This is a genomic window from Bradyrhizobium sp. MOS002 (assembly GCF_003020115.1).
In the GTDB taxonomy this organism is placed as follows: Bacteria; Pseudomonadota; Alphaproteobacteria; order Rhizobiales; family Xanthobacteraceae; genus Bradyrhizobium.
In genome coordinates, this window is the sequence record NZ_PYFX01000006.1 from 150,801 (window position 1) to 163,576 (window position 12,776).

Annotated in this window: 12 protein-coding genes; 3 read left to right on the forward strand and 9 right to left on the reverse strand. The window is 64.9% G+C overall.

The features are described 5' to 3' along the window. Window positions 1–259: 259 nt before the first annotated feature. Window positions 260–1,111 (forward strand): pantoate--beta-alanine ligase, encoded by an 852-nt coding sequence (panC, locus tag C7G41_RS20230; RefSeq protein ID WP_106944201.1) that lies wholly within the window; start codon window positions 260–262, stop codon window positions 1,109–1,111. Here panC and C7G41_RS20235 read toward each other — a convergent pair. The 5 genes from C7G41_RS20235 to C7G41_RS20255 all read right to left on the reverse strand — a co-directional run bounded on the left by C7G41_RS20235 (window position 1,108) and on the right by C7G41_RS20255 (window position 4,216). Continuing rightward, the gene (locus C7G41_RS20235; protein WP_106944202.1) at window positions 1,108–1,548 is read right to left on the reverse strand and encodes a DUF1489 family protein; all 441 of its coding nucleotides are present in this window, start codon (window positions 1,546–1,548) and stop codon (window positions 1,108–1,110) included. The two genes, panC and C7G41_RS20235, sit on opposite strands and share 4 nt — an antisense overlap. Window positions 1,549–1,590: 42 nt before the next feature. Continuing rightward, the gene (locus C7G41_RS20240; protein ID WP_106944203.1) at window positions 1,591–2,556 is read right to left on the reverse strand and encodes a hypothetical protein; all 966 of its coding nucleotides are present in this window, start codon (window positions 2,554–2,556) and stop codon (window positions 1,591–1,593) included. Window positions 2,557–2,715: 159 nt separating this feature from the next. Next, on the reverse strand, window positions 2,716–2,919 hold the full coding sequence (locus C7G41_RS20245; protein ID WP_007611353.1) for a hypothetical protein: 204 nt from the start codon (window positions 2,917–2,919) through the stop codon (window positions 2,716–2,718). 178 nt (window positions 2,920–3,097) lie between these two features. Continuing rightward, entirely contained in the window at window positions 3,098–3,466 is a 369-nt protein-coding gene (locus C7G41_RS20250) for a YidB family protein (RefSeq protein WP_106944204.1), read from the reverse strand. Between the two features lie 87 nt (window positions 3,467–3,553). After that, window positions 3,554–4,216 carry a glutathione S-transferase family protein gene (locus C7G41_RS20255; RefSeq protein ID WP_106944205.1) on the reverse strand — a complete coding sequence of 221 codons (663 nt, stop codon included), beginning with the start codon at window positions 4,214–4,216 and terminating at the stop codon, window positions 3,554–3,556. Window positions 4,217–4,334: 118 nt separating this feature from the next. Here C7G41_RS20255 and C7G41_RS20260 point away from each other — a divergent pair, with 118 nt between their 5' ends. Both C7G41_RS20260 and C7G41_RS20270 read left to right on the forward strand, forming a co-directional pair. Continuing rightward, window positions 4,335–5,048, forward strand: a complete 714-nt coding sequence (locus C7G41_RS20260) for a DUF599 domain-containing protein (protein ID WP_027567364.1) — start codon at window positions 4,335–4,337, stop codon at window positions 5,046–5,048. Between the two features lie 784 nt (window positions 5,049–5,832). Further along, window positions 5,833–8,475 (forward strand): autotransporter outer membrane beta-barrel domain-containing protein, encoded by a 2,643-nt coding sequence (locus C7G41_RS20270; RefSeq protein ID WP_245446591.1) that lies wholly within the window; start codon window positions 5,833–5,835, stop codon window positions 8,473–8,475. Between the two features lie 309 nt (window positions 8,476–8,784). On the opposite strand, the gene C7G41_RS20275 is transcribed toward C7G41_RS20270, so the two are convergent. The 4 genes from C7G41_RS20275 to mgtE form a co-directional block, all read right to left on the reverse strand. Continuing rightward, complete coding sequence (locus tag C7G41_RS20275) at window positions 8,785–9,786, reverse strand: hypothetical protein (protein WP_106944206.1); 1,002 nt, start codon at window positions 9,784–9,786, stop codon at window positions 8,785–8,787. 49 nt (window positions 9,787–9,835) lie between these two features. Beyond that, window positions 9,836–10,654 (reverse strand): aldo/keto reductase, encoded by an 819-nt coding sequence (locus C7G41_RS20280; RefSeq protein ID WP_106944207.1) that lies wholly within the window; start codon window positions 10,652–10,654, stop codon window positions 9,836–9,838. Between the two features lie 172 nt (window positions 10,655–10,826). Then, window positions 10,827–11,129, reverse strand: a complete 303-nt coding sequence (locus tag C7G41_RS20285) for a DNA-binding transcriptional regulator (RefSeq protein ID WP_106944208.1) — start codon at window positions 11,127–11,129, stop codon at window positions 10,827–10,829. 163 nt (window positions 11,130–11,292) lie between these two features. Further along, window positions 11,293–12,714, reverse strand: coding sequence for a magnesium transporter (gene mgtE, locus C7G41_RS20290; protein WP_106944209.1), 1,422 nt, complete (start codon window positions 12,712–12,714; stop codon window positions 11,293–11,295). Window positions 12,715–12,776 lie beyond the last annotated feature (62 nt).

Below are 12,776 nucleotides of genomic sequence, written 5' to 3' on the forward strand. Positions count from 1 at the left end.
ATATCTTCGAGTTGGCCGCGTCTGCGGTCAAGTGAAATGCGTGACAGGCAATACAAATCGCGACGCGCCGTGCCTCATCATGAATCGCCGCGCCGCTTCACGTCTGTGATCCAGCCCACAATGTCGCGACCGCTTGCGCGCCTCTGCGCGGGATGCTGTGCCGCATCCGGATGCATGGCGTCCACGGTCGCCGCTTGTTAAGGTTAGCCTGCCCCGGCGCCGGGACGCGCCCGCCGAGTCCAAATCCCGTCGAGTTCTGATGTCACGCAGCCCCTTGATCGCCCGCACAGTCCCCACCCTGCGACGCGCCGTCGACAATCTTCGCAAGCGAAAGGCCACGATCGCGCTGGTCCCGACCATGGGAGCGCTCCATGACGGCCATGTGTCGCTGGTGCGCCTCGCCAGGCGGCGCGCGAGCCGCGTCGTGGTGTCGATCTTCGTCAACCCGACCCAGTTCGCTCCGACCGAGGATTTTGGCGCCTATCCGCGAACCTGGAAGGCCGATCTCGCCAGGCTCGCCGCCGAGGACGTCGATATCGTCTGGCATCCCGGCGCCGAGGCCATGTATCCGGAGGGCTTTGCCACCCGCATCGTACCGGAGGGACCGGCGCTGGCCGGCCTCGAGGACCGCTTCCGCCCGCATTTCTTCGGCGGCGTCGCCACCGTCGTCGGCAAGCTGTTCACGCAGTGCCGGCCGGATGTCGCGATCTTCGGCGAGAAGGATTTTCAGCAGTTGCGGGTGGTGGCGCAGATGGCCCGCGACCTCGACCTCGGCGTCAAGGTGATCGGTTCCCGCACCGTGCGCGAGCGCGACGGGCTCGCGATGTCCTCGCGCAACGTCTATTTGTCGCCACAGCAGCGGCAGACCGCAACAACGCTTTACCGCGCCATGAAGGAGAGCGCCGGGCGCATCCGCGCCGGCGAAGCGATCGCAGCCGCAATGGCGCGCGGTGCCGCGATGATCACGGCGGCCGGCTTTGAGCTCGACTATTTCGAGGTGCGCCATGCAGCGACCCTGGCACAGGTCAGCTCGCGCAAGGACGGACCGTTGCGCATCCTGGTCGCGGCCAAGCTCGGCACGACCCGGCTGATCGACAATATCGCGGTTTAGAGCAGCCCGAGATCGCGCAGCTCGCGCCGCATCGGCTCTGGCATCGCCGCGATCGAGCCGGCCGCGGACTTGCCGAGATCGGGCGGCACCGCATCGTCGGCAAGGTAGCGCCAGCCCTGGAACGGGCGCATCGGCCGCGGCGACACCGGGATCACCTTCGGCTGCATCACGATCCGGCAGCGTCCGATGCCGTCCTTGTCGCGGAACGGCTCGATGCCGATGATCTTTTCGCGTGCGGCGACCTCGCCCTTGATCACCCAATAGAGCGACCCGCCCGACAGGATCTCGGCGTCGCGCTTGGGCACCATGCGGGTGATGTGGATGTGATGTTGCGGCAGACCCTTCTTCTTGGCGGTCTGCATCCGTTCGGCGGTCCACTCCTTCAATTCCTTGACGGATTCGCAGCCGACGGCGAGCTTGATCAGATGTAGTGGCATGCCCCAGCATTAACCGGGCAGCCGCCCATTTGGAATGCCGATCTACTCGTTATCCGCAGCCGGGGGAGCCGCGGCCGGCGGCGTGAGCGGAACCGGTGCTGCCGCCGGCGCCCGCGCAGCCTTGGGCGCAGGCGGCTTCTTCGCGGCGGGGACTGCGGCCTGTGCCGAGGCTGCTGCCGGGGCGCGCGGAGCCGCTACGTTCGCGGCGGGCGCCGCCTGGCGCGTCGGCGGCTCCGGATTCATGATGCTGACCGGCGGCGTCGACGAGGCACTCGGGAACTCAGCACTGGTTGGCTTGCCCGTCGGCATCGACGGCGGCAGTCCGGCAAGCGCGGCAGTGGCCGGCAACGATTGCGCCGTTGCCGGCGCATTCCAGGTCGGCGCGTAGCGCGCGACCAGCGTGTCGTAGAGATGGGAATCCATGTTGGCGGCGACCTGCTGCTGATCGGTCAGCGAGCGGAAGGCCGCGCAGTCGAACTGGGTGCAGCCGTCGCGCGCGACCAGCACCTGCGCGACCAGGCCGTAGCGATCACGCTCCAGCGACTTGCGCAGCACCCTGATGTCGAGCGTCAGGCTCTTCTCGGCGGTCGCGGCATCGCCAAGCGCCGTCAGCCGGTCGATCCTGGCCGCGGTGGCGGAGACGGCCGCAGCCACCGCGTCAGGCGCGCCGAACAGCGCCTTCTCGCAGCCAATGGCCACGGCATCGCCGGCGAGATCGTCGAGACAGGACAGCGCCGGCAGGCTCGCGGTCATCGCGGCCTGGGCGCGCGCCTCGGTCGGCGTGGTCTGCCCCGCCGGTCCATCGACACGCACGACGGCAGCCAGCGCGACGGCAGTGGCGAGCAGTGTAACGACGGTCAGCGCGCCGTTAGCGACCGACCGCTCGGCGCGCAGCAGCGTGACCAGGAGGATCAGTCCGAAGAAGCCGGCAGCCGCCAGCATCATCCACATCGGAAAGGCCGGCGAGCGCCAGATTTGGTCGAGCGACGAGGCCCATGCCCAGTTCATGCGCGACGTCCCCTCACGCGAGCAGAGAGCGAATGGTCAAAGCGAGCACCGAGAGTCGGCAACTGCCCCCGGCCCACCTTTTGAAGGTGAAGCGGGCCTTTTGACGGCGGCAGGATACAATTCCCCGGGGACGCGCCAATGCGCGGATAGCGTCGGCCTTCAGGACAGCGCGAGCTGGCTTTCCTTGGCAACGCGTTCGAAGGCTTCGGTGGAGCTCTTGATCCGGTACTGACAGTCGTCGCCATCGGTCGGCAGGAGGCGGATGACCTCATACGAGCCGCTGGCAGCGGGGCGTGCGACGTTGCTGGCGGTGAACAATACGCGCGCTCCAATAGGGAATTTGTGCTTCAACACCCTCTCCATCACTCAAACAACGCCTGCCACGCCCATGGTCCCACTGCGTCGGCCGGCCGGAAACCCGGGTGTTGTATAGCACGCGGGGGGCGTTTTTGGCCAGCAGTATGCGACATGGCAAACGTGCGAATTTTGCAGTTATTTCAGAGTGATGCCGCCAGCCGATGATACCGCTGGAACCGGCTCCTCAGGCGGTATTCGGCAAATGGCCGTTGGGGCTGGCGTGGTCCACCGCCTTGGGCAGTTCCTGGGCCAGAATCTGACCCAGCTGTTCGACCGGGATGTTGTAGCGCGCAGCCAATTGGCGGACGGTATCGCTGCCGAGCACGCTGCGGAGCTGGTCGGCCGAGATCGGCAGGTTCTGGCCGTTGCCGAGCCAGGATTTGACCTGGTCACCGAACCCCGCCTGCTGGAGTTTTGCGACGATCGCGCCGAGGCCGCCCTGATTGTTGCAGCCGAGCACCTCGCTCAGCACGGCCGGCAACACGGCTGCACCGAGCTGGCCGAGCGCGCTCCGCAGCGCCGGGTTGTTTTCCAGCGAATCCAGGATTCCCATGATGTCGCCTCTCCTAAGCGGTAGCTCCGCCGCGATTGAGCGCCGCCATGCGCCGTGCCGTCAAGCCGTGCTCAATCACATTCGCGACTACACGTTCTCGAACTTTTCGATGACAAGCGTTTCGGCGAGCCCGTCCCGGGTCCATTCCTGGAACGCCGGCAGCGCCAGCATCGTGTCCATGTAGGCCATGGTTTCCGGCGTGACCTCGATCGCGTAGGTGCGGAAGCGGTGCACGACCGGGGCATACATAGCATCCGCCGCGCCGAAGCGCCCGAACAGGAACGGTCCATTGGCGCCATACCGGGTCCGGCATTCGCGCCAGATCTCCTGCACGCGCGCGATATTGGCCTCGGCATCCGCCGACAGCGTCACGGCACGCACCGGGCGGTGCAGGTTCATGCCGCATTCGTTGCGAAGAGCCATGAAGCCGGAATGCATCTCGGCGCATACCGAACGGGCATGGGCGCGGGCGGCGGCGTCGTCCGGCCACAGCTTCACTTCCGGGTAGCGCTCGGCGATGTATTCGATGATGCTGAGCGAATCCCACACCGTGATGTCGCCGTCGACCAGCACCGGCACCTTGCCGGCGCGGCTGAACGAGATGATCTGCTCCTTGTCCGCGGGATTGTCGGTGTAGAGCGGGATGAGGGTCTCCACGAACGGGATGTCGTTGGCGCGGAGCGCGAGCCAGGGCCGCATCGACCATGACGAGTAATTCTTGTTACCGATTGCGAGTTTCAGCGCAGCCATGTCATCAGTCCTTCTCGATACGCCTTGAAGCGAGCCGCTTTTAACGCCATCGCCTGCCGCCAATCAATCGTTGCTGCACCTCGCCATGCGTGGCAAGCGTTGCGATCAGGAGACACACATGAGCAGGCATTGGGTCGACATCACCGCCGTCGGCTTCTTCATCATCGAATGGCTGGTCTACGCGCTGACGCTGGAGCATTCGGCCTATGGCCGCGACAGCCTGTCGGCGCGCATGAACCGCTACCGCGAAGTGTGGGTGCGCCGGCTGCTCGACCGCGACGCGCGCATGGTCGATATGCAGATCATGGCCTCGCTGCAGAACGGCACTGCCTTCTTCGCCTCCACCAGCCTGATCGCGCTCGGCGGCGCGCTGGCGCTGCTGCACGCGACCAACGACGCGATCACGATCTTGAGCAAGCTGCCGATCGATCTCAGCACCTCGCCTGCCATGTGGGAGCTGAAATGCGTCGGCCTCGTCCTGATCTGCGTCTACGCCTTCTTCAAATTCGCCTGGTCGTACCGCCTGTTCAACTATGTCGCGATCCTGTTCGGCGGCATGCCGGCGGCCTCGCAGCGTGACACGCCGGAGGCCGAGGCTCATGTGATCCGCACCTCGCGCCTGTTCGAATCCGCCGGCCGCCACTTCAACCGCGGCCAGCGCGCCTTCTTCTTCGCACTCGGCTATCTCGGCTGGTTCGTCAGCCCCTGGGTGTTGTTCGTGACCACGGCAGCCGTGGTGATCGTGACCTGGCGGCGGCAATTCGCCTCAAGCGCGTGGGAGGCCATGGCGCCGGAGGTGGTGGATGGCGAGGAGATGCGGCGCGGTCGTTGACGCGTTGGTGTCCCGGACGCGCTGCAACGCATCGTCGAGGGACGCTGCGCCTCAACATCGTCATTGCGAGCGCAGCGAAGCAATCCAGAATCCCTCCGCAGCGGCAGGCTGGATTGCTTCGCTGCGCTCGCAATGACGGAGCAAGGGGCAGCAGATTCGCTCTTCCAGCTTGCATTTGAATCGCAGAAGCAGCTTCGCATCCTCGCGGCGCATTTCGCCCAAGCTTTGCTTCCTCACTCCACCCTCAAATCCAAGAGGGCACAGGGAAGGCCGGGTGCCGGCTGGCACCCGCGGTCCGCTGCGCGAAAAGCACACGCAGAAAAACCGCACAGCAGCGCCCTCAAGTTCGAGCTGGTCACCATGCTGCGCTCACGCGAACTGCTCGGTGCGCACCGGAATGAGCTGTTCGACCTCGACGGCAAACATCGCGCTTGGACGTGCCTCTCAAGCGGGTCAAGAAGCGGCGGGTGATCCAGCAGCCGCTGTCGGATCTGGCTCTCGAGATGCTCAGGGATGCGAGGAGTCGAGAAAGTGATCGGTCAGTATTGCTCCCTATTACGTTGCCAAAGTGCATCAGCAAGCGACAAATTAGAGTTGTATCTCCTGCCGTCACAATTGCGGCCATCCGATCACGCTTATGGTCCGTCCTACTCCATCATGGCCGCTGCGGCGATTGGAGGTTGCTTTGGATGGGTATCGGTTTCTCTCCATCAGACCGCCCCGCGATACGTCGCCAGCACACGCACCGTGCAAACATCTCTTCTCCGGGTTGCTGGCAACGGTCTTGCTTCTTGCATCACCGGTTTCGACACACGCCCAGACAAACTGGACCGCGGCATTTTCCAATGGCTGGTTTAACCCTCTCAATTGGAGCGCCGGTGTTCCGAACGCGGCGACCAGCGCAAATATTGACACGGTGACCCCGAATTCGACGGAGATCAGGGGCGCGGGAGCAACAGCACTAAATCTTTCAGTCGGTCAAAACGGGACAGGAATCCTCATCATCCGAAATGGGGGAACATTGACCGACATAGGTGGCTTTATTGGTAATTTGCCAGGTTCGCAGGGTACGGTAACCGTTTCCGACGCCGGCTCCACATGGACGAACATTGGCAACCTCGTGGTCGGCGGGATGGGCACGGGCGCGCTCACAGTCGAAAGCGGCGGTACCGTGAACAGTTTCGGCGGCGTCTCCGTCGGATTGTCTACCAACTCGTCGGGGACAGTAACGGTTACCGGCGCGGGCTCGAGTTTGAACATCACTGCAGGCGGCGGGTTCAATATCGGCAGTTTTGGCACGGGCACGCTCACGATCACAAGCGGTGGAACGGTCATCAATAACACTGCGTTCACTGCCAACGTTGGTAGCAGTGCAGGCTCGCTGGGTACGGTAAGGGTGGCAGGCGCGGGCTCGATCTGGAGTAACAGTTCGGGCGTGAACGTCGGCAACTCGGGCACTGGCACGCTCACGCTTGCAGAGGGCGGCGTCGCTACTGCGCCAACTGTTGTGATCGCGGCAAATGCAGGTGCGACTGGAACGCTCAACATCGGAGCGGGCGCCGGCGCCCCGGCGCCTGCGCCCGGCACGCTCAACACGCCGAGCGTGGCATTTGGCGCCGGCGCCGGCACAATCAACTTCAATCACACGTCCACCGACTATGTGTTTGCACCGACGATCAGCGGCACCGGCACCGTCAATGTGCTTGCCGGTACCACGAGACTCACCGCTGCTAACAGCTATTTCGGCGCGACGAACGTTAACGCCGGCACGTTAAGAGCCGGCGCGGTGGATACGTTCAGCCCAAATTCGGCAGTAGCGGTGGCCTCAGCCGGAACGCTCGATCTCAACGGCTTCAACCAGACCTTACCCAGCCTCACCAACGGCGGTCTGGTGAAAATGGGTACGAGCACTGCCCCGGGCACGGTCTTGACGACGAATGGCTACATCGGGATTGGGGGAACAATCGCGATGAATACATTTCTTGGCGCTGACGGCTCGCCGTCGGACAGGCTCGTCATCAATGGCGGGACCGCGACCGGCAATTCCTTTTTGCGCATCACCAATGTCGGCGGCCCCGGTGCCGAGACGGTCGCAAACGGCATTACAGTGGTGCAGACAATTAACGGCGGCACGACGGCGCAAGGTGCCTTCGCGCTTGCCGGCGAGGTGCGCGGTGGCGCCTTTGACTATTTTCTTTTCCGTGGTGGACTCGACCCCGGCAGCAGTCCTAACGACTGGTTCCTGCGATCGACCTTCACCGTGGGGCCACCGATCGAGCCGCCGATCGAGCCACCGCCAATCCTGCCGCCCGAGCCGCCGGTGACGGGGCCGCTGCCGCCGGGTCTCTATCCGATCATTGGGCCAGAGATCGCGACCTACGGCGTGGTCCAGCCGATTGCTCGGCAATTGGGGATGATGACGCTTGGCACTTTGCACGAACGCACCGGCGATACTTTGCCGACCGCGAACACCGAGACGCCGTGCCCAGCCCTCGGCAACACGTGGGACGGGATGCCGCGCAGGGTCCCGGTGAAGGCGTCGACCGATTGCCCGAACGCCGGTTGGGGCCCTTCAGTCTGGGGCCGGGTCATGGGCCAGCACATCGACAACCACTACAAAGCGTTCGCCGATCCGCGCACCTCTGGACAGGTGCTGGGTTTTCAGAGCGGAATCGATCTCTGGCGAGGCGAATGGATACCGGGCCATCGCGATGCCGGAGGCATTTATGTCGGATATGCCAACGCCAATGTCGATGTGAGCGGTCTCGTCACTAACGAAGCAGCGACCGGCTACGTGCTACGTCACACCGGCGGTCTCAATCTCAATGCATGGTCGGGCGGCGCTTACTGGACGCATTACGGCCCGAATGACTGGTATCTCGACGCCGTGGCGCAGGCGACGCGCTATGAAGGCGCGGCCTCCACGCAATTCGCCAGCCTTTCGGCCACCGGCTTCGGCTTTCTCTCCTCGTTGGAGACGGGCTATCCTATTCGGCTGCCGATGTTCGGACCGGGCTTCGTGCTGGAGCCGCAGGCGCACATTGCCTGGCAGCATGTGTCATTCGATGAGGCCAATGACGGCCTGGGTGCGGTCGCGCTGGGCACGACCTCGGGCACCAGCGGGCGGATCGGGCTGCGCGGCCGATGGACCATCGTCAGCGACAGCGGTCAGGTGTGGCAACCTTATGTACGCGCCAACCTCTGGCGCGATTGGGCAGCGCGGGCGACGACGACGTTTTCCGGTGTCGATCTGGTGCCCTTGCTTGAGCAGGCCACGCGCCTGCAACTGGGTGGTGGGTTGAGTGTGAAAATGAACGCCAACGTCAGCGTCTACGCCAATGCCGACTACCAGTTCGCTGTCAGCGATACCGACGGAGGCAGGCGTGACGGTGTCCGCGGGGCTGCTGGTTTGCGATTTGCATGGTGAAGGGAGAGCAATCCCCCCCGCCCACACCTCTCGCACCCGAACGCTGCCGCGTCCACCGCAAGCCCGGCTGGCGAACATGACGACCACAAGATCGCCCCTCAAGGATGAGCCGGGATCCGCGACACATACGCCATTCCATTTCCGAATTTCGGTAAAGTGAATATTTTTCCGGCAGCGGATTGACGGGGGGCCGGCACAGGCGAGGTCCCGTAGCCCGGATGGAGCGCAAGCGTAATCCGGGACGGTGCCGAATGCCGCGCGAGCGCTCCCGGATTGCGCTACGCTCCATCGGGGCTACATGACGACCTGTTATCCGCCGAAATCTCGCGGCGAGAACGGCAGGTCCATCACCTTCCATTCCCCGTATTTGTCGGCCGGCAGCATCTTGTAGGGCTGGCAGGCCTGAAGCGCGCTCATGGCGGACTTCACGAGCGCGACGCCCTTCGCGGACGGCGGGGCTTCGATCAGGATCGGTTCGCGCGCCAGCGTGCCGTCGGTGGCGAGCACGGTGCGCAGCTTGATGTTGACGTTGTCGGTCGGCGCGACCCCAGCCGGCAGTTTGGCGCAGCTTCGCAAATGGCGACGCAGTTCGGCGATGATTTCGGCCGGCAGCTTGGCCGCCATTGAATCCTTGGCATCGCCGCCATCGTCCTTGGAGGCGTCTTTCGGCAGCTCCGTCGGCAATTCCGGCGGCAGGCCCAGCATGACGCCGTACTTGACGGTGACGTCGGGCTCCGGCGCCTGATAGGCCGGCGGCGGCGCGGCCTCTGGCTGCTGCATCGCTTGCGGCAGTAACTGCGGCGCCGGGGGCTGCGGTGTCGGGGGCTGCGGCGTAGCCTGAGGCGGCGGCGACTGCGATGGCTGAGGCTGTGGCTGTTGAGGCTGCGGTTGCGTCTGCGCATTTGCCTCGCGCTGCTGCTGCGGCGTCTGTGAAGGCTGTGGCGGCGGCTGTTTCTGCTGCGGCTGTTCGGGCGTGGCCTGCTGCTTCGAGGACGGCGCCGCCGCCTGCTGCTTCGCCTCGGGCTTGGGCGCGGCCGCCGCCCTGTCCTTGTCGGTGAAATCCAGCTTCGGCAGTTTCAGGTCAGGGGTCGGCTCCGGCGGCTTCGCCTTGAGCTTTTCCTCGGCCTTCTCCTCGGCCTTGGCCTCCTCCTGCTTCACCTGCTCCGGCGTCACGATGCTGACGGAAACCGATTCGGGCGGGCTGGCGTGAAACGGATGGACTTCGCTGATCACGATGATCAGCGCGACCAGCGTCAGATGGGCGATCGCCGACGCTGCAATGTCCGTCCGTATGATCTTCCGCAGTTCCATCGCCTGACTTCAGGTTGCCAAGCTGGTCCTAGCATACGGCAAGCCCCTCTCAATCCCATTTTGGCGCGAAGCCGAAATCGGTCAGGCGGCCCTTGGGGCTGGCCAGCGCGGCGATTTGGGCCATCTCGTCGTCCGAAAGCTCGAAATCGAATATCTCGATGTTTTCCGACAGGCGTTCGACGCGCGAGGTGCGCGGGATCGCAGCGACATTCTGTTGCACCAGCCAGCGCAGGCAGACCTGCGCCGGCGTCTTGCGATGCAGACGCCCGATCTCGGCGAGCGTCTGGTCGCTCTTGATCCGCCCCCTGGCGATCGGGCTGTAGGCGACCAGCGCGAGCCCGTGCTGATCGCACGCCGCCCTCACCTTCGCCTGGTCGAGATAAGGGTGGTATTCGACCTGGTTGCAGGCCAGCGGCTCCGGCGACAACGCCACCGCCTGCTCGATCAGCCCGACGGTGAAATTGGAGACACCGATGTGGCGGGTCAGGCCCATGCGCTTGGCATGCGACAGCGCGCCCAACGTCTCCTCCAGCGGCACGTGCGAATTGGGCCAGTGCAGCAGCAGGAGATCGACAGAGGGAAGCCGCATGCGCACCAGACTCTCCTTGACCGAGCGTTCGAGATCGTGGGGCGCGAAATGATTGGTCCAGACTTTTGTGGTCAGGAAGATGTCGTCACGGCGCACGCCGGAGGCGCGCAAGCCGTCGCCGACCTCGCGCTCATTCTCGTAGATCTGTGCGGTATCGATGTGGCGATAGCCGAGCCGCAGCGCCTGCTCGACCACACGGGCGCACAGGCGCCCGCTCAGCTCCCAGGTCCCCAGCCCGATCGCTGGTATTGTTGCGCCATTGGTCTCGACGAACAGCATGAGGAATCCTCTCTGTCGCGGTCGCTCCAAATCATCATCCAGACGTCATTATGAACCCGGCTGGCGACACTGCCAACGGGCGACACCGGCCGCCGAGCCGGATCTTGCGCGCAATGCTAACGGGAGGTTCGCGGCAGGCCTTGGCGTCGCGCCTTAACGTAACGCCTTGGGCTCAGGCTTTGGCGAGCGCCTGGAACACGGTGTCGGGCGCATGCGCGATCACGGCGAGCAGCGCGCGGGCGGGTCCGCGGGGGGCGCGCTTGCCCTGCTCCCAGTTGCGGATGGTCTCGACGGGAACGCCGAGCTTCGCGGCGAACTCCATCTGGGTCAGGCAGGCGCGGCGGCGCAAATCGCGCACGGCGAGCGAACTGGTGTCGCTTGGCGGATTCTGGATCGCGGGCTGGACCGGACACTCCTGCCCGTCTCGCAACTCGACGATCCGTCCGTCTGCCTTCAGCCGCAACCGCATGCTCATTCCCCCAAGCGGGGACGATGATGCGGCAGGTCGCTTAAGTTCGGATTAAAGATGATGGCCAGTAGCCCGGATGGAGCGCAGCGCAATCCGGGGCGCCTCTCGAGCTGACGCTGCTGTCCCGGATTACGCTTCGCTCCATCCGGGCTACGAATTTCAAGCGCCCCTACCTCAACCCGAACCACAGCGTCGCGATGCCGAGGAAGGAGAAGAAGCCGACGACGTCGGTGACCGTCGTCACGAACGTGCCGGAAGCCACGGCCGGATCGGCCCTGACACGTTCGAGCGCCATCGGGATCAGGATGCCGCCGAGCGCGCCGGCGAAGAGGTTCACGATGATGGCGAGCCCGATGACGATGCCGAGGCCCGGGATCCTGAACCAGGCCACCGCGGCGACGCCCGTGATCACGGCAAAGGCGAGACCGTTGACGAGGCCGACCAGCCCCTCGCGCATCACCACGCGCCAGGCATTGGAGGAGCCGAGCTCGCGCGTCGCCAGCGCGCGCACCGCGACCGTCATGGTCTGGGTCGCGGCATTGCCGCCCTGGCTTGCGACGATCGGCGCCAGCACGGCGAGCGCCACCATCTTCTCGAGCTGGCCCTCGAACAGGCCAAGCACGGAGGACGCCAGAAAGGCGGTGGCGAGATTGACCAGCAGCCAGTTGAACCGCGCGCGGGCGATGGTGAACACGGTGTCGGATAGCTCTTCGTCGCTGTTGACGCCGCCGAGCGCCTTGAGGTCCTCGTCCGCTTCCTCCTCGATGACGTCGACGACGTCGTCGACGGTGATGACGCCGACGAGGCGGTCCTGGGTGTCAAGAACCGGGGCTGCGACGAGATTGTACTTGCCGAACATCCGCGCCACCTCCTCCTGGTCCTCCAGGACGGAGACGCGGCGGCGATCCTCGTCGGTCAGCTCGGCAAGCGCCACCGGGCGGCGGGCACGCAGCAGCACGTCGAGCGAGACCGCGCCCTGCCAGTGCTGCTCCTTGTCGACGACGTAGATCTCGTAGAAGCGGTCGGGCAGATCCGGCGTCTCGCGCATGTAGTCGATCGCCTGTCCCACGGTGAAATCCTGGGGCACCGCGATGAACTCGGTCTGCATCCGGCGGCCGGCGGAATTTTCCGGATAAAGCAGGCTGCGCTCGAGCGCGACGCGCTCCTTGAGCGGCAGCTTCTCGAGAATCTCCTCCTGATCGGCCTCGTCGAGGGTTTCCAGCAGCTCGACCGCATCGTCGGATTCGAGCTCGCGGACACCCTCCGCGACGGTCTCCGGCGGCAGTTCCTCGAGGATCTCCTCGCGCACGCCCTCGTCGAGCTCGTTCAGCGCGGAGAAGTCGAAATCGCGCCCCGTCAGTTCAACCAGGCGGACCCGATCGTCGGGCTCGAGAGCCCCGATCAGATCGCCGAGATCGGCCTCGTGCAGCTCGGCAACGCAGGCGCGCAGCGCGGCGCTGTTGCCGACCTCGATCGCATGGGCAATTTCCGCGACGAATTCCTGACGAATTTCGCCGCCTTCATTGCGCATCGGCACGTGGTCGAGTACCGAATCCGTGGCAGACGCGGCCCCGTCCATATGTTCATCCATGGCGCGCCTCGCCGTTTGACAGGTTGGATCAGGTGGTCTGAGCTGACGGTTCAGGCAATACC

Bases quoted from the DNA above. Each gene is read 5' to 3' on its own strand.
- C7G41_RS20235 (WP_106944202.1), bottom strand. From the start codon at position 1,548: ATGCCACTACATCTGATCAAGCTCGCCGTCGGCTGCGAATCCGTCAAG.
- C7G41_RS20250 (WP_106944204.1), bottom strand. From the start codon at position 3,466: ATGGGAATCCTGGATTCGCTGGAAAACAACCCGGCGCTGCGGAGCGCG.
- panC (WP_106944201.1), top strand. From the start codon at position 260: ATGTCACGCAGCCCCTTGATCGCCCGCACAGTCCCCACCCTGCGACGC.
- C7G41_RS20240 (WP_106944203.1), bottom strand. From the start codon at position 2,556: ATGAACTGGGCATGGGCCTCGTCGCTCGACCAAATCTGGCGCTCGCCG.
- C7G41_RS20245 (WP_007611353.1), bottom strand. From the start codon at position 2,919: ATGGAGAGGGTGTTGAAGCACAAATTCCCTATTGGAGCGCGCGTATTG.
- C7G41_RS20280 (WP_106944207.1), bottom strand. From the start codon at position 10,654: ATGCTGTTCGTCGAGACCAATGGCGCAACAATACCAGCGATCGGGCTG.
- mgtE (WP_106944209.1), bottom strand. From the start codon at position 12,714: ATGGATGAACATATGGACGGGGCCGCGTCTGCCACGGATTCGGTACTC.
- C7G41_RS20285 (WP_106944208.1), bottom strand. From the start codon at position 11,129: ATGAGCATGCGGTTGCGGCTGAAGGCAGACGGACGGATCGTCGAGTTG.
- C7G41_RS20275 (WP_106944206.1), bottom strand. From the start codon at position 9,786: ATGGAACTGCGGAAGATCATACGGACGGACATTGCAGCGTCGGCGATC.
- C7G41_RS20255 (WP_106944205.1), bottom strand. From the start codon at position 4,216: ATGGCTGCGCTGAAACTCGCAATCGGTAACAAGAATTACTCGTCATGG.
- C7G41_RS20260 (WP_027567364.1), top strand. From the start codon at position 4,335: ATGAGCAGGCATTGGGTCGACATCACCGCCGTCGGCTTCTTCATCATC.